Source organism: Sunxiuqinia dokdonensis (assembly GCF_001270965.1).
GTDB classification, from domain to species: domain Bacteria; phylum Bacteroidota; class Bacteroidia; order Bacteroidales; family Prolixibacteraceae; genus Sunxiuqinia; species Sunxiuqinia dokdonensis.
Genome location: NZ_LGIA01000193.1, coordinates 1 through 19,747 on the forward strand (window position 1 = coordinate 1; position 19,747 = coordinate 19,747).

At 47.2% G+C, this 19,747-nt stretch carries 15 protein-coding genes; 9 read left to right on the forward strand and 6 right to left on the reverse strand.

The window, feature by feature from the left end; genetic code table 11:
- Positions 1-81: 81 nt before the first annotated feature.
- Positions 82-486, reverse strand: coding sequence for a helix-turn-helix domain-containing protein (locus tag NC99_RS17940; protein ID WP_053187053.1), 405 nt, complete (start codon positions 484-486; stop codon positions 82-84).
- Between the two features lie 873 nt (positions 487-1,359).
- Here NC99_RS17940 and NC99_RS17945 point away from each other — a divergent pair.
- From NC99_RS17945 to NC99_RS17955, 3 genes are read left to right on the forward strand one after another with little or no spacing between them, the layout of a single operon-like run.
- Positions 1,360-4,428, forward strand: coding sequence for a SusC/RagA family TonB-linked outer membrane protein (locus tag NC99_RS17945; RefSeq protein WP_082326560.1), 3,069 nt, complete (start codon positions 1,360-1,362; stop codon positions 4,426-4,428).
- 10 nt (positions 4,429-4,438) lie between these two features.
- Complete coding sequence (locus NC99_RS17950; protein ID WP_053187058.1) at positions 4,439-5,806, forward strand: RagB/SusD family nutrient uptake outer membrane protein; 1,368 nt, start codon at positions 4,439-4,441, stop codon at positions 5,804-5,806.
- Positions 5,806-8,316, forward strand: a complete 2,511-nt coding sequence (locus NC99_RS17955) for an alpha/beta hydrolase family protein (protein WP_053187061.1) — start codon at positions 5,806-5,808, stop codon at positions 8,314-8,316. Before NC99_RS17950 ends, NC99_RS17955 begins: the two co-directional genes overlap by 1 nt.
- A 23-nt stretch (positions 8,317-8,339) precedes the next feature.
- On the opposite strand, the gene NC99_RS17960 is transcribed toward NC99_RS17955, so the two are convergent.
- From NC99_RS17960 to NC99_RS17975, 4 genes are all read right to left on the reverse strand, one after another.
- Positions 8,340-8,609: a DUF6520 family protein gene (locus NC99_RS17960; protein ID WP_053187064.1), complete on the reverse strand. Its 270-nt coding sequence runs from the start codon at positions 8,607-8,609 to the stop codon at positions 8,340-8,342.
- Positions 8,610-8,627: 18 nt separating this feature from the next.
- Positions 8,628-10,160 (reverse strand): MauE/DoxX family redox-associated membrane protein, encoded by a 1,533-nt coding sequence (locus NC99_RS17965; protein WP_053187067.1) that lies wholly within the window; start codon positions 10,158-10,160, stop codon positions 8,628-8,630.
- A 285-nt stretch (positions 10,161-10,445) separates the two neighbouring features.
- Complete coding sequence (locus NC99_RS17970) at positions 10,446-11,057, reverse strand: Crp/Fnr family transcriptional regulator (protein WP_053187072.1); 612 nt, start codon at positions 11,055-11,057, stop codon at positions 10,446-10,448.
- 100 nt (positions 11,058-11,157) lie between these two features.
- Positions 11,158-11,718 (reverse strand): UpxY family transcription antiterminator, encoded by a 561-nt coding sequence (locus NC99_RS17975; protein ID WP_157625054.1) that lies wholly within the window; start codon positions 11,716-11,718, stop codon positions 11,158-11,160.
- Between the two features lie 480 nt (positions 11,719-12,198).
- Here NC99_RS17975 and NC99_RS17980 point away from each other — a divergent pair, with 480 nt between their 5' ends.
- The 4 genes from NC99_RS17980 (at position 12,199) to NC99_RS17995 (ending at position 17,191) form a co-directional block, all read left to right on the forward strand.
- The gene (locus tag NC99_RS17980; RefSeq protein ID WP_053187077.1) at positions 12,199-12,792 is read left to right on the forward strand and encodes a TetR/AcrR family transcriptional regulator; all 594 of its coding nucleotides are present in this window, start codon (positions 12,199-12,201) and stop codon (positions 12,790-12,792) included.
- Between the two features lie 64 nt (positions 12,793-12,856).
- On the forward strand, positions 12,857-13,996 hold the full coding sequence (locus NC99_RS17985; RefSeq protein ID WP_053187080.1) for a beta-ketoacyl-ACP synthase III: 1,140 nt from the start codon (positions 12,857-12,859) through the stop codon (positions 13,994-13,996).
- A 782-nt stretch (positions 13,997-14,778) separates the two neighbouring features.
- A complete protein-coding gene (locus NC99_RS17990) occupies positions 14,779-15,783 on the forward strand; it encodes a glycoside hydrolase family 43 protein (RefSeq protein WP_053187083.1) in 1,005 nt (334 codons plus the stop codon).
- A gap of 151 nt (positions 15,784-15,934) precedes the next feature.
- On the forward strand, positions 15,935-17,191 hold the full coding sequence (locus NC99_RS17995) for a DUF819 family protein (RefSeq protein WP_053187086.1): 1,257 nt from the start codon (positions 15,935-15,937) through the stop codon (positions 17,189-17,191).
- A 158-nt stretch (positions 17,192-17,349) separates the two neighbouring features.
- On the opposite strand, the gene NC99_RS18000 is transcribed toward NC99_RS17995, so the two are convergent.
- A complete protein-coding gene (locus NC99_RS18000; RefSeq protein ID WP_053187089.1) occupies positions 17,350-18,120 on the reverse strand; it encodes a hypothetical protein in 771 nt (256 codons plus the stop codon).
- Positions 18,121-18,325: 205 nt separating this feature from the next.
- Between NC99_RS18000 and NC99_RS18005 the strand changes: the two genes are divergently transcribed.
- Positions 18,326-18,850 (forward strand): VTT domain-containing protein, encoded by a 525-nt coding sequence (locus tag NC99_RS18005; RefSeq protein ID WP_053187092.1) that lies wholly within the window; start codon positions 18,326-18,328, stop codon positions 18,848-18,850.
- Positions 18,851-19,046: 196 nt separating this feature from the next.
- A partial coding sequence (locus NC99_RS18010; protein WP_162231256.1) for an FAD-dependent oxidoreductase occupies positions 19,047-19,747 on the forward strand: 701 nt, incomplete at its 3' end.

Genomic DNA, 19,747 nt, shown 5'->3' on the forward strand with positions numbered 1-19,747 from the left:
CAGCTTGTTCTTTGTGGCTAAACTTAGGTAGTCGCATCGATCCATGAATCATTTCTGAGTGAGTCTTGCAGTGTCGTTTCTTTACCCCTTCTTCCCCACCAGCCCCAACAACTGATCAAGCTTTTCTTTGAGATACTTATTTTCCTTTTTTAGCAGTTCAACTTCAGTATCTTTTGCTGCCAATAACTTATCAAATAAATTACTACTTATCTCTTGGTGATAGACGAAACCAGAGCCAGTATCTTTTATCTCTTGAATTTCTTGATGAATATATACGCCCTCTTGTTTAAGTAAATCCTCAACAGGGGCTTCCAACACCTCAGCAATCTGCTCCAGCCTTTCCAGATCCAGTTTGGTGGAGCCGCTTTCCAAGTTTTGGTAACTGCGGATATTGATGTTTAGTTTATCAGCCAGGTCCTGCTGGCGAAGGCCTTTGAGTTCACGGTGTTTTTTGATGTTCAAACGGGCGGTATCCATTATATCCATAGCGGTAAGATTTTAATTTTCAGACAACATGAAAAAAATGTTCGTATCATACGAAAAAAACAGACGTTTTATTCTTTTATTTCCAAGATGTTGCTTGTTATCTTTGAAACATTAAAAATAGCAAATGTTGTTAAAATTATACTAATAAAATGCCGTTGAAAGGATTTTTTTACGGCTTTTAAAAAGAAACAATAACTTTGCGGACGCTTTTCTAAAAATAAAGCATTCGCACTTGAAGTCTCAAATCGAAAACTGGTAATTTTCAAACGGACGAGACAATAAGTGAAGGTGCTCACGTCATATTTAGCAATATTGGCGTGGGCCTGCTTATCGTCCACGGTATACCAGTACCTCGATTTGGTAAGTCAGGTCCCACGCCTTTTTTATGGCCTTACCTGACCTTACCGGTTTTGGCACGCGGCCGTTACCGCCTCCCCCATTACACGAGACAAAATAGTTTTTAACCCCAAAAACGAATGTGATATGCCTCGTTTTAAACGCTTTTTATTTCCCCGACATGCCCCGTAAACCCAGGGGCATCATCTATCAATGACCCCGTATGTAAACCTTCAGGGTTTTCCGAAACCCTGGGGGTTTTGTGGAAACACAAACCTCCGGTTACACAAATAAAAATCTTAAAAGTATGAAACCGATTTTCTGCTTCATGGGCTTGCTATGCCTTCTTCGGACCGGAAGGGACGAATGTACGAAGGTACGAACGCGCGAAGTCACGACATCACGAGGGTACGAGGTCACGAAGGCCTTTAGATATTTACCGAATAACCAATCCTTTGTGGCTTGGTGTCTTTGTGTTTAATCTGGATTACTGCCTTTTACGAAGATTATACAATTATTAACCAAACAATTTAACACATGAAAAAAATAACCAAAACCCAATCGGGTATTTACATTGTCGCCCTGTGCGTGTGCTTGTTCCTGCTAACTGGCCCGGGCCACCCTGTACGGGCTGGTGGACAGCCGGTTTTCCCTGCGGGGGATTCCGGCTTGTTCCCGGCAGGGTTCCAGCAAGAACCCCTTACCATTACCGGAAAGGTAACCGATACTTCCGGTGAGCCCTTGCCGGGTGTCAGCATCGCCATTAAAGGAACTTTTACCGGAACCATTACCGGTGCCGATGGAACCTATGTACTAAAAAATGCCCCGGAAGGCGCTGTGCTTTCCTTTTCCTTTGTCGGGTTTAAAACCCGGGAAATAACGCTTGATGGACAAACGCAATTGGATGTCCAACTGGAGGAAGACATCACCGCCCTCTCGGAAGTAACCATTAATGCCGGTTATTACACCGTCAAAGACCGGGAGCGTACCGGCAGCATTGCCCGGGTCAGGGCCAAAGAGCTGGAAAACCAGCCGGTCAGCAATGTCCTCTCCTCGGTGCAGGGCCGTATGGCCGGGGTCAACATTACCCAGGGCAGTGGAGTGCCCGGCGGCGGCTACTCGATCCAGATTCGCGGCACCAACAGCCTGCGCCGGGCTGGAAATTACCCCATGTATATTGTCGACGGGGTACCGGTAAGCCCCCAAACTACGTCCACCTATTCCACCGGGATATTTCCCTATACGGAAACCAACCCGCTCACAGCCATTAACCCCAACGACATTGAAAGCATTGAGATTTTAAAAGATGCCGATGCCACGGCCATTTATGGTTCGCGCGGCGCCAACGGGGTCATCCTGATCACCACAAAAAAAGGAAAGGCAGGCCGCAAAACCGCCCTCAGCATCAACAGCAGCTACGGGATCAGCCGGGTCGCCAATCAAATGGAACTGATGAACACCGGGCAATACCTGGACATGCGCCGGCAGGCTTATATCAACGACGGCATAACCAATTACCCGGCCAATGCCTATGATGTGAACGGCACCTGGGATGAAACCCGCTATACCGACTGGCAGGATGAACTGATTGGCGGAACAGCCACCAATTCCAACATACAACTTTCACTAAGCGGGGGCAGCGAAAACACCAGCTTTTTAATCAGTGGTAGCCACAACCGGCAAACCACGGTGTTCTCCGACGATTTCCGGTACAAGACCACCAACCTCTCCGCAAACCTGAGCCACCGCTCCAACGACAAGCGGCTGACACTGGCTGCTTCGGGGCTGTTTTCCGATCAGTCCAACAACGTGATTTATGAAGATATCACCGGCCAGGCGTTTAAGTTGAGCCCCAACGCTCCGGCATTGTACAACGAAGACGGCAGCCTGAACTGGGAAAACAACACCTTTACCAACCCTCTGGCGGCTTACGAAAGCACCTACAGCAACGACAGCAAAACCTTCAACCTGAACCTGAACCTCAGCTATGAATTGCTGCCTTCGGTGTTTGTCAAATTGAACGGGGGTACCAACTACCAGTTTTTTAATGAAATTGCCCTGCGCCCCAACACCATGTATAACCCGGCCTTCGGGATCACCCCCGCCAATTCCATGGCTTTAAAAAGTCAGAACCAGCGCTTTTCCTACCTACTGGAACCCCAGTTGAACTACCGGCATACGTTTCATAACCATGAGCTGGACATCCTGCTGGGTGGCACCTACCAGGAAAGGGAAAACACCGGCTTAGGCCTGCTGGGCTATGGCTTTCAGAGCAATGCGCTGATCACCAATCTTGCGGCGGCAAGTACGGTTTCCATCTCTGATGATTCCCGGACCGAATACAAGTATGCAGCGGTGTTCGGGCGGATTAACTACCAGTATAAAAGCCGGTATATCCTGAACCTGACCGGCCGCCGCGACGGTTCCAGCCGCTTTGGGCCCGACAAGCGTTTTGCCAACTTCGGGGCTGTGGGCGCCGCCTGGCTTTTCAGTGAAGAGAACTTCCTTGCCCGCAGCTCCTGGCTGAGCTTCGGAAAACTCAGGGGAAGCTATGGAATCACCGGCAGCGACCTGATTGGCGATTACCAGCACCTGGACACCTACACGGTGAGCAGCAACAGCTATGGCGGCAGTACCAGCCTGTACCCCTCGCGCTTGCACAACCCTTATTTTAGCTGGGAGAAAACAACCAAGCTGGAAGTAGCCCTGGAGCTGGGCTTCCTGGATGACCGGGTCCAAGTTCACACGGCCTGGTACCGCAACCGTTCGGGAAACCAGCTGGTGGGCATTCCGCTACCGGCCACCACGGGTTTCAGCAGTATCCAGGCTAACCTGCCCGCCACGGTGGAAAACAAAGGGCTGGAGCTGGAGCTGAGTACCACGCCGGTCAGCACGAGATACTTTCGCTGGACCAGCAATTTCAACATCAGCTTTCCGGAAAATAAACTGGTGGAATTTCCCGGACTGGAAGGTTCCACCTATGCCAACCAATACGTGGTGGGCTATCCGACTTCCATTGTGAAGGTTTATAATTATGAGGGTACCGACCCCGAAACCGGTAATTATGTCTTTACAGATTACAATAATGACGGTGCGATTACTTCGCCCGATGATAACCAGGTGATTGAAGAAGTAGCGATCAACTATTTTGGTGGCTGGTCGAACCAACTCACTTATAAGCGATGGGACTTTTCGTTTTTATTCCAGTTTGTCGATCAACGACAGAAGAACTACATCAGTTCCATGATCCGGCCGGGCAGCATGTTCAACCAGCCCGTTGAAGTGCTGGACGTGTGGTCACAGGATAATCCCGACGGGCAGTATATGCCGTATTCGTCGGGAGCCGATGCACAGAAAAACCAGCTGCACGGATACTTTAGTAAAAGTACAGCCTCCATTGGCGATGCTTCCTTTGTCCGGCTCAAAAACGTTCAGCTCAGCTACCGGCTACCGGTCGGCAGCTATTTGCAGGATGTACGCTTCTACGTGCAGGGCCAAAATCTGCTCACGATAACGGACTATTTTGGCGTAGACCCGGAGTTTATCTTAACCGGCTTTTTACCGCCATTGAAGACCTGGGCTTTCGGGATTCAGTTGAACTTTTAAAATTACACACATGAAAAAACGATATTTCTATTTCTTCCTCGTGGCGCTGCTACTGGCTTCCTGCGAAGATTTGGTGGAAGTGGATGATCCCACCAACCAACTGGGCACCGCCCAGGTTTTTGAAGATGTCCAAACCGCCAATGCTGCCCTGACCAGCTTGTATGTCAACTTACGTGACCGGTCGGTAATCACGGAAGGCAGCTATATTGGCATCGGGCCTCTGTTAGCTTCTTATGCCGACGACCTGGATTGTTATCACTATGACCAGAACGGTGTGGTAGACATCAGCCAAAACCTGCAACAGGAAACCAACACCACCATCGAAAGTATCTGGAAGGCTGCCTACCAGCAAATCTACTATGCCAATGCGATCATCTATGGAGCACAGCATTCAACGGCCTTGCCCACGGAGGATAAAAACCGTCTGCAAGGCGAAGCCATCTTGTTGCGCTCCCTGTTGTATTATTACCTGCAACAATTGTTTGGTGACATTCCCTACACCACCAGCCTGGATTATGAGTACAACCGCAGCCTGGGCAAAACCGAAGCTTCGGCTGTACTGGAACAATTGGTGAGTGACCTGGGCGATGCCATCGTGCTGTTGGAGGACGATTACCGCAACGCCGAACGCATTTATCCCAACGGTAAGGTAGCCGAACTGCTGCTGGCCCGCATTTATTTGCTTCAGGAGGAATGGGCGCTGGCCCAGCAAACAGCCGAAAGTATCCTGCAGTCGCCCTTGTATGCGTTTCAACCGGATATTCTTGAGGTGTTTCATAAATCGGGAAGCCATATTCTCTGGCAACTCAAACCGAAAAACAGCGGGGATGCCACCACGGAGGCGACCTTCTATTATTTTACAGGTGCCGCGCCCCATGCTTATGCCCTGACCGGGGATTTGGTTGGCTCCTTTACCGGTGATGACCTGCGCAAACAGGCGTGGATGGCTCCGGTCAGTTTGAACGATGATTCCTGGTACCGGCCGGATAAGTACAAGAACCTGGCCGGCACCAACACCAATGAGTATTCCGTGGTCTTCCGCCTGGAAGAGGTCTATTTTATCCTGGCTGAAGCTCTGGCTAAACAAAACCGGTTGGATGAAGCCCTGCCTTATTTAAATGCCACCCGCGAACGGGCCGGGCTGGATGCATTGGCCTCCTTGTCCTCTGAGGATTTTATTACGGAACTGCTGGCTGAAAAACGCCGCGAGTTCTTCACCGAGTTTGGCCACCGCTTTTTCGACCTGAAACGCCTGGGCCGCCTGGATGAACTAAGCGCTGTAAAGCCCAACTGGGTGGCCCACAAAAGTGTATGGCCCTTACCTCAAAATGAGTTATTGCTAAACCCAAATCTTAACCCCCAAAACCCCGGCTACTAATGATGAAATCCTTTAATCCCTTGTTCCTGTTATTCCTGTGTCTGCTGCTTGCGGTAGGCCAGGAATTAACAGCGCAAAACGATCCGGAAAAGCTGCAAAAAATGGCCGACAGCCACTATGAGCTCTCCAAGCTGAAGATGAGCGAAAATGGCCGGTGGCTCACGGCCTGGAAATCCTATGACCTGAACCGCGATACGTTGTTGATCTTTGACAGCCGGGCCCCCGGGAAGCCGGCAGCTTACCGGACCAAAGTGACCAATATTTCCTTTCCCGGGTCCAACTGCCTGCTGACAAAAAGCGGACAACGGGCCGAACTGCTGAACCTTGAAAAACAAACGGGCGCCTATTTCCATGGTGTAAAACGCGTACAGGCACTGAAAAACAAGGATCAGTTTGTTTTGCACTACAATGCCGAAGGAGACAACCGGTTCGAACTGCGTCATGCCAGCAGTGACCTGCTTAATGAAGCCAGCCGGGTGAGCAGTTTTTATCTTGCTGAAGATGATCATATCTATGTGGTTTCAGAAACTGAAAACAGCGAATTTGAAGTCCTCCGGATCAGGGACCAGGTAACCGAGACCGTATACCTCTCACCCCGTAAGATTTCGTCGCTGACGGTTGACCCCGGTGGGCAGGGAATCATGATTCATGAGCAAAACCCGGAAGATTCCTCTCCGAATATACTGTACCTGGATTTGAAAACAAAAACCACCTGGCCGTTAAACGGCTTGCTCTCCCGGCCGTTTCAACGGGCCTTTACAGACGTGATCAGCGAAGGCCGTGTCTATTCTTTACGGCTGTGGGTTCAACGGACAAAAGAAGACACCTCCCTGGTCGATATCTGGTACGGCAACGACAAGGGGTTGGAAGAAAAATTTTATCCGCCCACCCGGGAGGCCTACTATGTTTGGGAACCGAAAAACAAAAAGCTTCAACCGTTGGGAAACAAGCAGCTCACCAAAAGCGCCAACATCGGGAATAAACGTTATTTCCTGAGTTTTGACCCGTACCTTTTGCAGGACTACACGAAAAGGGCCCCGCTGAAACTCTTCCGCTACGACCGGCTGGAAAACACTTACACGGTGATCGATACCTTGTCCTACAGTTTGTATACTTCCCCGGACGGCCAAGATGTCTTGTATTTTAAAAACAACAGCTGGCAGGTTTACCACATCCCGTCCGGCACCGCGATGACGGTTGGTGGCAGCCAGCTGAAAACGCCTTATTTTACGACGGACGACAAAGCCGTACTGTTTGATGGTGATGACGGTCTGTGGCGCTTTGATCTCGAAGACCGTCAGTTGTCAAGAACGGGTAATTTTGAAGGAACCCGTGTAAGGATACTCAATGAATCTTCAAAACCGATTCCTGGAGGTTTTAACTTCTCCCGGAAAACAGTCGATCTGGAAAAGCCACTGGTTCTTGAGCTACTTGATTCGCTGAATAATGAGCGTTCTTATGTCCTGTGGAAAAAAGGAAAGCCGAAGACAATCATCCCCAAAACGTCCAAACGCATTCAATACCTGAACTATAACCAGGCGTATGACTGTTTTTCCTGGCTGGAGGAAGATTATAACCTGCCGCCCCGGGTGGTTTTCAAAGCAATGGGCAAACCCGGGCGGCTGCTGTACCAAAGCAATCCGCAGGACACAGCCATCTTGTCCCTCAAACGGGAGATCGTTTCCTATACCAACAGCGACGGGGTTCCCCTGAAAGGCATTTTGTATTATCCACTGAACTTTGATCACTCCAAACAATACCCCATGGTGGTACATATTTACCAGGTTCAAAGTAAAAAAAGGGCCAACCAGTACCCGGTCGCGGCATACGGCAAGGCTAACAATGACGGTTTTAGCCTGAGGTTGCTTTTGGAACAGGGTTACTTTGTCTATTTCCCGGATATTGTTTACGGCGACAAGGGAACGGGCTTGTCGGCTTTGGACTGTGTAAACCATGCCCTGGATGCCGTATCTTCCAATGGGCTGATCGATCACGAAAAGATCGGGCTGATCGGGCACTCGCATGGCGGTTACGAAACCAATTTCATAGCCACCCATTCCAGCCGTTTTGCGGCCTACGTTTCCGGGGCCGGAAACAGTGATATTGTCCGTTCTTATTTCTCCTTTAATTTCAACTTTCTCAGCCCGTTTTACTGGCAATACGAAACCGGGCAATACGATATGAATCAAAGTTTCAGCGATAACAAAGACCTGTATTTTCAGAATAACCCGATTCACTATGTGGACCGGGTCAATGCCCCCATTTTGCTATGGACTGGAAAAAATGACCGGAACATCTACTGGGAACAAACCATGGAGTTTTATATCGGGCTAAAACGGAACAACAAAAAGGTGGTTGCCTTATTTTACACCAAAGAAGCACACGCCCTTTTTGCACCGGAAGCATGCCGGGACCTGACTTCCCGGGTACTGCAATGGTTTGGATACTTTCTTAAAGGAGAAACGAATGCCGAATGGATTGATCAGGAAATAAAGGAGGATGCCGGGTAGCATCCTCCCCCTAAATCAAGGGCCTATGGCTCATACAAAGGCTGAATACAACTCGTTCCACTTAACCTCGAGAGGCTGTGGGACTGGTTGTTGGCATCCTCCCAGGTACAAAATACGGTCCCGGTTGGACTACAGTCACTTCGCTTTTCCATACATTCGCTCGTAGAGCTGTCGAATAGATAACCCGGTTCCGGGGCATCATCCGAACTTTTTGCGTTGTTGGTCGCAAAAGCGGCACCAACTCCCATCAATACAATGGCAGCCGGCAGATAGAGACTTTTTAACTTTCTCATAATCAGAAAAAATTAAAGTTACTGCCTACTCTGTTCCAGGTTTTCGGCTTCCCCTGTTCTGAAATGCCGGGTCACCGCCTGCGCAAAACGGTAACGTTTGATTTCACTGCCGGACAAAACAAACACGTGTTTATCCGTGGCAAATAGCCGGGACAGCTTGTTTTTCCCGCGGTCATGTACATAAAAGCTGCCCAGGTATTCTTGTTTTCCGGTCCGGTACAGATCGACAACAGCTGCCTGCTTCCAAATCTCGCGCGATTCGAATTTGCCCATGAGATTGGATTGGTTAAACAGCACCTGTCCGTGTACCGCCTGTGTTTTATTAACCTGCAATGGGGGCGCATCCATTTTGTGCCTCCCGTCGGAGAGTGCACGCACCTGTACCTGCGCCCGGGAGGTGGTGTCGATGGTATGCAGTTTCCGCAACAGGTTCAGCTCCCGGTCCATCACCAGGAACTGGTTGCGATAGGTATAGACGTATAGGAGTTCCCTGGTCACTTCGTCGCGCAGCAACCAGCCGTCGGTGTCGAACATGCCATCGACCTGCTTTTCCAGTAAGGTTTCATTTAGGCGTACTTTCGGGTTTTGGTAGAGGTTAAGCCGTCCAAGCACCTGGGTTTTCGTTTGGCTGCTTTGAGCCCGGAACACGAAACTCAGGGAATCGATCACCTGTAGTTGCGAAAAATAGCAGTCTTCAAAACTGATGGTATAGGCAAGCGAATCACCCAGTTGCCCCCGGTAAATGACCGGCACAGTGCCATCGTACAGGTAAAAATGCGGTGGCTTGACCTGTGCCTGGATAAAGCGGAAGGGGTGCCCGGTATTGTCCAAACGGATTTTAATGGACTTCTTCGTCGTTAATGCGGTGTCTACGGTTGTAAGGATCAAAGGAGCGGTGGTATTTCCCAGGTAAATCTGTCCGTCGACCATTCCGGCAAAATAATACGAATTGGCCCCCATATCCAGGGATTTTTCATCCCGGATGGGGTGCTGTCCGAACCGGCGGATAAAATTGTTTTCCTGTTTGATGATGTGCTCGGATGATAAAAAGAGCCCCACGACAAGACCTGCCGCCAAAAGGGAGGGTAGTACGCTTTTAAGGATCACCACCACGGTGCGGCTGCTCTTTTCTTTTTCCAGAAGCACAATCGCCACCACCGCCAGCGCGGCAAAGGCAATATTAAAGACCAGGTGCTCGGTCCATCCCAGTTTTTCGATAATACCACCGCACGAACAGGGAACAAAATCACTGAAATTCAAAATCAGGTAAATATAAACCGTAAAGGCCACCATTAAAAAGAAGGAGCCATACAACCCGGTCAGGCGGGTGGTTTTAAAGCACAGCATCAGAGCCAGCAACAGTTCCAGGATAATGACAGCCGGAGCGATCAGCCCGGCATAAGCGCTCAGCAAAGGCGACTGGGCCAGCTGCACCCGGAAGTTTTCAAAATCCAGCAGCTTACTGACTGCGGCATAAACAAACACCAGGATATACAGGTAACTGGCTGTCCGGATAATGACTGAACGGTATTTTGGCAGGCGCTTTTGCATTGGGTTTATTTTTAATCCGTTTTTGCAAATCTGTGTCGTACCAAAGTTAGACAAGCGCTTGCTCTTTCTACTGAACCTGGATCAAGAAACACCTGAATATCAGTTAAGAAATGACTTATCCTATGATAAGAATTTATTTATCCTGTGGTAAGAATGAAGCTGTTCAAAGGGCCGCGATTCCGGAAGAAATCATGATCGATAAAACGAGGAACTATGAATAAAGACATATACACGGTTAAAGATGCAATCACGGGAAAATAACCTGGCTGCTTAAAACCGGCCATGTCAGGGATGCCCATGCTGTTGCAGCATCCGGCTGAGCGTTTGAGGAGTAACATTCAAATAAGAAGCGATGATTGCCTTGGATACCTTTAATTCGATACCTGGGTGTGTGTCCAGCAGGCGCCGGTAACGCTCCCAGGCCGTAGTGCCCACAAGCTCGCGCACCCGTTGCGCATGATAATAGGCGTACTGGAGGGAAATGCACCGGCTGAAAACCTCTGCCTCCGGAAAGGCTTTGTACACATCCTGCAACTGCCTGTATGAGATGGAGATGAGTAGGCTGCCACGCATCACCTCAATATTGACATCCGAAACTTTCCGCTGAAAAAAGCTGACCGGGTCACAGACAATACTCTGTTCCTTCCAAATAATACCAGTCAGCTCCCGCCCGGCCTTTTTGTCGAAATAAAAACCCCGGGCGATGCCTCGCTCTACAAAATACAGGTAGTCGGAAACATGACCGGCGTTTAAAAGCAAATACCGGTGACGATATTCCGTTACCGTCAACCGCTCATCAAGGGCTGCGATCAACTCATCGACATAGGGTTTTTCTGTAAGCCTTTTGGGGAGAGGCCGCAATTGAAAAACGACATCGTAGAGACTGTGTGTTTTCATTTTCTACATTGTTTCAATTAAATCATCTTTCGCAGCCTGTTGAGTTTACCTCCCCGCAGGCCATCGATTGCCGGTTTTCTCCCGGGTATTTTTGGGACATTCAGCGTCGTTCCAGCGTTGACCGGTTGATATCAATAAATACGGTATGATTGATGGCCTCCAGCCGGATACCAAAGCGTGTTCTGCCATTCTGTTGGATCAGCACGCCTTCATACCCGGCCAGCGGCCCGGAGACAATCCTGACGGGTTCCCCTTTGGTGAATCTTGTTTCAACGGTGATCGTTTTGTCCATTCCCAGCATGCGCTTGACGCCTGCAATATCCTGCCGGGAGATTGTCGTTGGTTTTCCATCGCAGGAGATATAGTTCGCCACCCGGGGTTGGCATCCAATATTGTATAGTTCATGCTCATAGGTGTAAACGAAGAGATAGTTGGGGAAAAGTGGCAATGTGATCCTTTTCTTTTGCCGGTTCTTCCAAACCCGTAATGATCGGATCGTTGGGAAAAACACTTCGTAATTAAGGGCTGTAAGAATCTTATTAACCAGTTTTTCAGACCGGGGACGCAGGTAAAAGATAAACCATTTCTTTTCGCCTTCATGGTAACGGCTACCCGGAAGAATTTGGCTTTTTCCCTGCTTGATCATCCATCTCCTGCTCATCGTTAAGATTTTTATGCCCCAAACTCTTCTCCGAATCCAACAGTATCTTCACGGTAACATCAAAGGATTGATCCTTGGTCTTAATTATCACAAGTAGCTGTTTATCTTTATCTTAAGAAACAACATTTAACAAAACTCCATTGAAAAAGACCCACCAAAGGTTGGTCACTTAGCAAAAACCAGTTCTTAAAATGCGTTTTTGAGATGCATACCACATGTACGGTTTTCAAATTTATTAAATAAAATTACATAAACAAACAGATTAATGTAAATTAATGTCAAATTTTTTGATCATAAGCCGGATGAAGGTTATTTCGGTTGTTTGGCAAAGTGCTTTCATTTCAGTCAACAATTTCAGAAACGGATAAAAAGGATTGGCCGGATACCAGACTCGAGGGCCCGGTGAAATAAACTTTTCCCGGGGCTCTTCCTAAAATCATAGTTTTTACCTAAGTTTGTAATCGACAGATTAATAATACTATGACTACAAAAGACCGAATTATTGAAGAAGCCTTCAAATTGTTTTTAAACCACAACTACGAAAAAGTAAGCATCTCGGATTTGGAGGAAGCGATCGGAAAAACACGGGGCGCGATATTCTATTTTTTCAAAAACAAGGAAGAGATATTCAACGCAGTAATTGACACCTACATCATTAAAAAGCAAGATCCCGAAGAAAAATTTGACTTTTCTGACGATCTGTCTTTGGAACAATTTATTTACCGGTATGTCAAGGGGATAAACACCACCATGTCACGAATGCTATCCCTGTCGGTAGTCAATATCTACAAGCAGTATTTCTCTTTATACCTGCAGGCATCACGCATCTACCCCAACTTTTCAGGGATCATGGCGCAAAACTCCGTTGCCGAAATAAGCCTCTGGAAAAAAGTGATCACGCGGGCCATCGAAACCAAAGAAATCAAAAAGGTAGATCCCATGCATTATGCGGTCCTTTTCCGGAGTTGTTTTCTGGGTCTGGCCTTTGACCGGTGCCTCACCTACGGGCTGGATACGGAAGAATTACTCACAATCTACATGGACCTCTATAACCAATTGAGACTAAAAAAATAACTGATTTTCTTGTAAGTATGTAAAACTTATTATTTTTACGTACCAATCAGTATTATTTAGTCCTATGAAAACAGATGTATTTATTACCGCAGTCAGCAAATTCTTACCCAACGCCCCTGTTTCAAACGATGATATGGAGCGCTATCTAGGCCTGATCAATGGAAAGCCATCCCGGGTAAAACGTATCGTATTAAAGCAAAATGGTATTCGATCCCGGTATTATGCGTTGGATGAAAATCAAAGGATGACGCACACCAACGCTGAACTGGCATTTCGTTCGATTACAAAACTTTTTCCGGATGAAAAGATACCCGATGACATCGAGGTTCTTGCTTGCGCCACCGGTAATCCGGACCAGCTGCTACCTTCGCATGCCTCCATGGTTCACGGGCTGATGAAAAACAAACCGATGGAAATCTATTCCTGCGCAGGCGTCTGTTTGACCTGCCTGCAAGCGCTGAAAGTGAGCTTTATGAGTATTGCTTCAGGGCTTTCGAAAAAAGCCATCTGCTCAACTTCAGAGTTGGCTTCCCCTACGCTACTGTCCAAAAACTATGAAGAAGAGTACGAACACTGCGCCCGGGTGGGAGAAGATCCCTACATGGCTTTTGAGAAGGACTTCCTACGCTTTATGCTCAGCGACGGGGCCAGTGCGGTCCTGCTGTCGGATAAGAAAAACGAAACGGGCCTGTCCTTTAAGATTGAATGGATCGAAATGACCTCCTACGCCAATGAGCTTCCAACCTGCATGTTTATGGGTGCCGAGCTCAGGGGGGATGGGGAGCTAAAAAGCTGGAAGGAATTTGAAAGTCCGGAGCTGATCAACCGCTCGGTATTTACCGTCAAGCAGGATATTCGACTGCTAAAGCCCAATATTATTCGTTACTGGGTCGACCATCTCCAGCAGTGCCTGCAAAAACACGAGGTAGACAGTTCCGAGATTGACTATGTCATCCCCCACGTATCCTCCATGTTTTTCTATGGCAAGTTAGCCGAAGAAATCGAAACCAGGGGAATCGACCTGGGCACTAAAAAATGGTTCACCAACCTCACCGAAATTGGAAACATCGCATCAGCCTCCATATTCGCCGCTCTTGATGACCTGGCCAAATCCGGCCGCCTGAAGGTGAATGACAAGATCTTGCTCCTGGTCCCCGAGAGCGGGCGGTTTTCGTATGGAACGGTGTTGCTGGAGGTGGTGTAAATTAGCCTCTTGCCTTAGTAATCCATATGCCCGATGTGTTGTCCATGCTTACATTGCTGAAAAGTTCTCATTCGTCCATTAAGGCCAACTACCATGCTGTTAAAACACAAGTTTTACTTATCCAATTTATAGCCGGGGATACGGTAACTGCTTGGTATAACCAGCTCTTTTAATGGTAGAAATTAAAAGCCCTCCAGACCGAAAGACCTTTTTTCAAGTTGAATTGAAGCCAAATCATTGATTTACGAAATAATAGTTAATCGCAACATTAAAATTACCCATTTTGTCAACAGTCAGGTTTTGCAATCTGTATGAAATGTTTAAATTTGTGTTTGTTAGGCTCACTGGTCATCAATTAAAATTAAAGTAAAATGATCAGTGAACAATACGGTGAGTTCCAAAAAATTGATTGGACTAAAACATAGACATACAGCAATTTACCGGCTAAGGTTCGAATCCGCCAGAGACCTCAACCCATGATTCCAAAAGCCAGTAGATCTTCTATTTACTGGCTTTTTATTTTGTGATCAGGTTGAATAGTCTAATCAAAACCGGATCAGTTCCTAACTGGCCTTTGGCTTGCCCCTTAATGTCAGCAACTTCGACATGAAAAAATTCAAAGTACACTACTATTCTTTCTATTGAACACAAGCTTCAACACTAGCGATCAGCCAATCATCACCCCAAGTATTCCCGACGTGGTGCAGCAAGGACACACGCTGTCGTAACATATTTTTCGCTTAGTTTTTGTATATTCCCGCGAATTTTTAATCAGCTCGACGATGAAGTATTTTTTGACTTTTATTATTGTTGTGGCAACTTTTGTATTTCCTGCCCGGGCTTTTTCCCAATCCATTGAATTTGACAATCCCATTGCCGAACAACGCGCCGATCCGTGGGTGCATAAAGCGGACGATGGCAACTACTATCTGATTGCCACGGTACCCGAATACGACCGGATCGTTATCCGCCAGGCAAGTAGCATCAACGGTTTGAAAAATGCCGAAGAAAAAGTGGTGTGGCAAAAGCATGAACAAGGCTTGATGGGGCACCACATTTGGGCGCCTGAGCTACACCGGATTGACGGAACCTGGTATATTCATTTTGCAGCCGGCGAAGCAGAAAATATCTGGAATATCCGTATGTGGGTCTTGTCGAACGCTTCGGAAAATCCGATGGAAGGCGAGTGGAAAGAAGAAGGCCAGATAAAAACCCAACGGGAATCGTTTTCGCTCGATGCCACCACCTTCGAACATCGCGGTAAGCGGTATTTAATTTGGGCACAAAATGTCCGGGGCGGCGATCATGGCACAGCCTTGGTCATGTCGGAAATGAAAAACCCAACAACACTTACCGGCCCCGAAGTCGTGCTAACCGAACCCGAATTCAACTGGGAACGCATGAAGTACAATGTCAACGAAGGACCGGCAGTCATCAAACGAAACGGAAAAATATTTGTCAGCTATTCGGCAAGCGCCACCAACCACAACTATTGCATGGGTTTGCTGTGGATTGACGAAAATGCGGACTTGCTCGATATCTCAAACTGGCACAAATCGCCGGGACCTGTATTTTATACCAACGAAGAGCTACAGCGATACGGCCCGGGGCACAATTCGTTTACCACGGCCGAAGACGGCGAAACGGTAATCATGATTTACCATGCCCGTAATTACAAGGATATTCAGGGGCATGAACTGTCCGATCCCAATCGTGCAACACGAGCACGCGTTGTTCGCTGGACCGAAAGCGGCTTTCCCGATTTTATGCAAAACGCAGGCGATTAATCCAGAAGGGAAATAGCTTTCGTTGCGTACGAGCAGCACGAAAAAGACATTTAAATTCGTGATATTGGTTCTTAAATTGAACGAACAAATTCAAGCTTAATACCCTGTACCACGACAAAAATATTAGTTTTGTCCCCTAAAATCTATTTTCATGGAAATACAGCACGCCAACGCCCTGATCGAAAATGATGCCGTTACCTTAGGTTTATTAATTGTATTGTTAGCGGGTATTTTCTACACCAGTAATTCTTCCAATCCTGTTTTTCAAAAGTTTTACCGGGTCATTCCCATGCTGTTGCTGTGCTATTTCCTGCCCAGCTTGTTAACGACATTCAACATCGTTGACGGTGAAAATTCCATGCTTTACTTTGTTGCTTCGCGCTATTTGCTGCCAGCGAGTTTGGTGCTGCTCACCCTGAGTATCGATTTAAAAGAAGTTTTCAAACTGGGAAGCAAAGCGTTGATCATGTTTTTGACCGGTACCGTTGGTGTGATTATTGGCGGGCCATTGGCCATTATCATTACATCAGCCATTAACCCTGATTTGATTGGTGGAGCCGGCCCTGAAGCCGTGTGGCGCGGCATGACCACCATTGCCGGAAGCTGGATTGGAGGCGGCGCCAACCAAGCTGCCATGTACGAGATCTTTGAACCGTCGGACCGGCTGTATTCCATCATGATTACGATTGATGTGCTGGTTGCGGAAGTTTGGATGGCCTTTTTGCTGATTGGGGTAGGAAAAGCCAATAAAATCGATAAATTTTTCAAGGCCGATGCCAGCAGTGTGCATCGCCTGCAAGAAAAGATGCACAATTTCAGCCTAAAAACTGCCCGGATTCCAAGTACAACGGACATTATGGTCATCTTGGGTATTGGCCTTGGCATCACCGGGCTAGCTCATTTGATTGCTGATTTTATTGCACCATTTATTGAAATCAATGCGCCATTTCTCAACAAATTTAGTTTGACGTCGAAGTTCTTTTGGCTGATTATTTTATCGACCACCATCGGCATTGTCCTGTCGTTTACCCGGCTGCGAAACTACGAGGGTGCAGGGGCCTCAAAAATTGGAACCATTTTCATTTACATCCTGGTTGCCACCATCGGCATGAAAATGGACATCACCAAAATTTTCGATAACATCGGGCTATTTGCAGTAGGCGGCATCTGGATGCTGATTCACGTGCTGCTGCTGTTTATTGTGGGCATGCTCATTAAAGCCCCCTATTTCTTTTTGGCTGTGGGAAGCAAAGCCAACATTGGCGGGGCGGCCAGCGCTCCGGTTGTTGCCGCAGCGTTCCATCCGTCGTTGGCTCCGGTGGGCGTTTTGCTCGCTGTTTTAGGCTACGCCATGGGAACCTACGGCGCCTGGATGTGTGGTTTAATTATGCAGGCTGTAAGTCCATAGTTCAACAAGAAAAGAAGCGAACTCCGAATGGAAAACTCCGGGGTTCGCTTCTTTTTGCTATGCAACACAAGTACGCCATGTTTTTCAGAAAAAGTTAAGGACAGAAAACCCATCGCGAAAGCATTGCTCGAAAACACGACACAGCGTTGCGAGTCCGCCTAATTAATGGCGTTCAACTCCCGCTTGAGCCGGTCGATGATGATTTGCTGATTCTTCATGCGGCCTTCCCATTTGGCTTGCTTTTTCTGGATGCGCCTGATTTTCTTCTGGCCTTTTTTCTTTCCTTTCAGAAACTTTTCTTCATCGGCCACCGCCTGTTCCACATCAATCAGGTCGCCTTCCGAATTCTCCGGATCCATCCGTGGCTGTCCGGTAAAGTAGCGCTTCTCAATTTTTCTTTTCTTCCGCTCCAACTTGTTATACTTCTTCTCGTATTTTGAAAAGATTTTTTGCTCCTCGGCAATTTTAGCGCCCAACGTTTGGGCGTATAATCTTGACGCATAGGAATGCACAAACTCTTCGGCACTGGCAATTTCGCTTTTCGAACCGATACCGGGTGCTCCCAGAAATCCGTCGCGCATCTTAAAAAAGAACCGAATGTAGGTTTGGCTCGAAAAATCGGTTACCTGAAAAAGAATAACCATAGGCGAACTACTGACCTGCTCAAAAACAAATTCCTCGGTCATGCGCTCGTGGCCCTCTTTGGTGTTTGCCCGCTTTTTCTTAAGTAGCCCAAAAAACCGCTTGCCCGCAATCATCTGCTCAAACAAGTCATCGGCCATCTTTAAATCGGCACTGGGAATCGCGGTTTCAAATGCAGGCGCCAGCCCCATCGATGAGGGTCTGTCAACGATACTAACAACAATTTCGTGCTGAGAAAAAGCATTCATCGAAATCAGTAAAAAAACGAGGTAGACTAATTTTTTCATACTGCAAGTGTTTTAGATTTTCAATTTTAAACAAATGCCCACTGGAATAGTTGATAAAACAAGTTACTGAAAATCCACCAACGATCTGTGTCGCGGTGTTGTTAAACATTTGGCAGCCGATATGACAAGCTGCTAAAAGATTGCTACAAACCATGATTTTATGCCAAAAAGCTGGTAATTTTAATACGAGTGGAAAATTAGTTTGATGAATACTCCATACCAAAAACTGAAACAGATCCTGCCATTCTTAATTCTGGCAGCGATGGCTGTAACCATTGTTTCATTGACCATTGGCAAGGAAATATACGGCCACCGTGAGCAAAACCTGGTTTCGTTTGCGGTTGTCAATTTTTCCGGCTACCTGTTCTTTTTCCTCATGCCGGTTGAGCTGGCCTTTGTTTATTACCTGAAATCAGGAGCTGATGTTTACCTGCTGACTACAATGGCCGTAGGGACTGCTTTGGGCGCCCAACTGGTGGATTATTACATTGGACGATTCTTTAGTTTTCATATGATTGACCGGCTGATTGGACGGCACCGCTACGAAAAAGCCAAAACCGAAATTCGAAAATACGGAAACATCACCATCTTTGTTTTCAACCTGCTGCCCATATCCTCGCCGGTCATTCTGCTGGCCGCAGGCATGTTAAAACACCGACTGGAAGAAGCGTTGTTCTACAGCTTTGCGGGTTTGCTAATGAAGTACCTGCTCATTATAATTATCTTCTAACGAAAAAACAGCAAGCTTTTCATCGAGGTTTACCTAACCAGGCAAATTCAAAAAGCACTTCAATCAGCCACGCTTAATTCAGAATAAAACATTTTTCGGCCAGAGAAATATCATGGCTGATTGTCCTAGAATTCATTATTCTTGTTGCTGATTTCAAAAACCAAATCAAACAACCAATTAATAAACCAAAAGTAAGATGACAATTAGCAGAAGAAAGTTCATCACCACCGGGGCGTTGGGCCTTGGCGGATTGATTGTTACCGAACGAAGTTTTAATTTTTTTACAGCAAGTGACGTCAAAGCAAAAATTGTGATCGTGGGAGGCGGCGCTGCCGGCATCACCATGGCAGCTTACCTTTCCGACAAACTCAGGCACGACGACATCACCATTATTGAACCCAACGAAATTCACCATTATCAACCCGGCTACACCTTTATTGCCTCCGGAACTTTTACCCCGGATGAAATTGTAAAACCTACGGAATCGCTGATTCCAAGCGGCGTCAACTGGATCAAAGACCACGTGACCGAACTGAATCCGGACATCAACGCGGTCATAACTGCCAAAAACGGAAAAATCAAGTATGACTTCTTGGTGTTGGTACCAGGCTGCGTGACCGACTTCAATCAAATTGAAGGACTATCGAAAGAAACGCTTGGCGATGGAAACATCCATTCGATTTATGATTTTAACGGAGCCCAGAAATGCCATGAAGCCCTTCAAAAGCTTCCTGCTAGTAAAGAGGGAAGGCTGATTTTTACCGACACCTACACCAAACTAAAATGTGGTGGCGCACCAAAAAAGATTTGTTTGTTGACCGAAGATTTCCTTCAGAATAACAATAGCCGGGAAGGTTTCCAAATTGACTATTTCAGCAATTCGACCAACTTGATGAC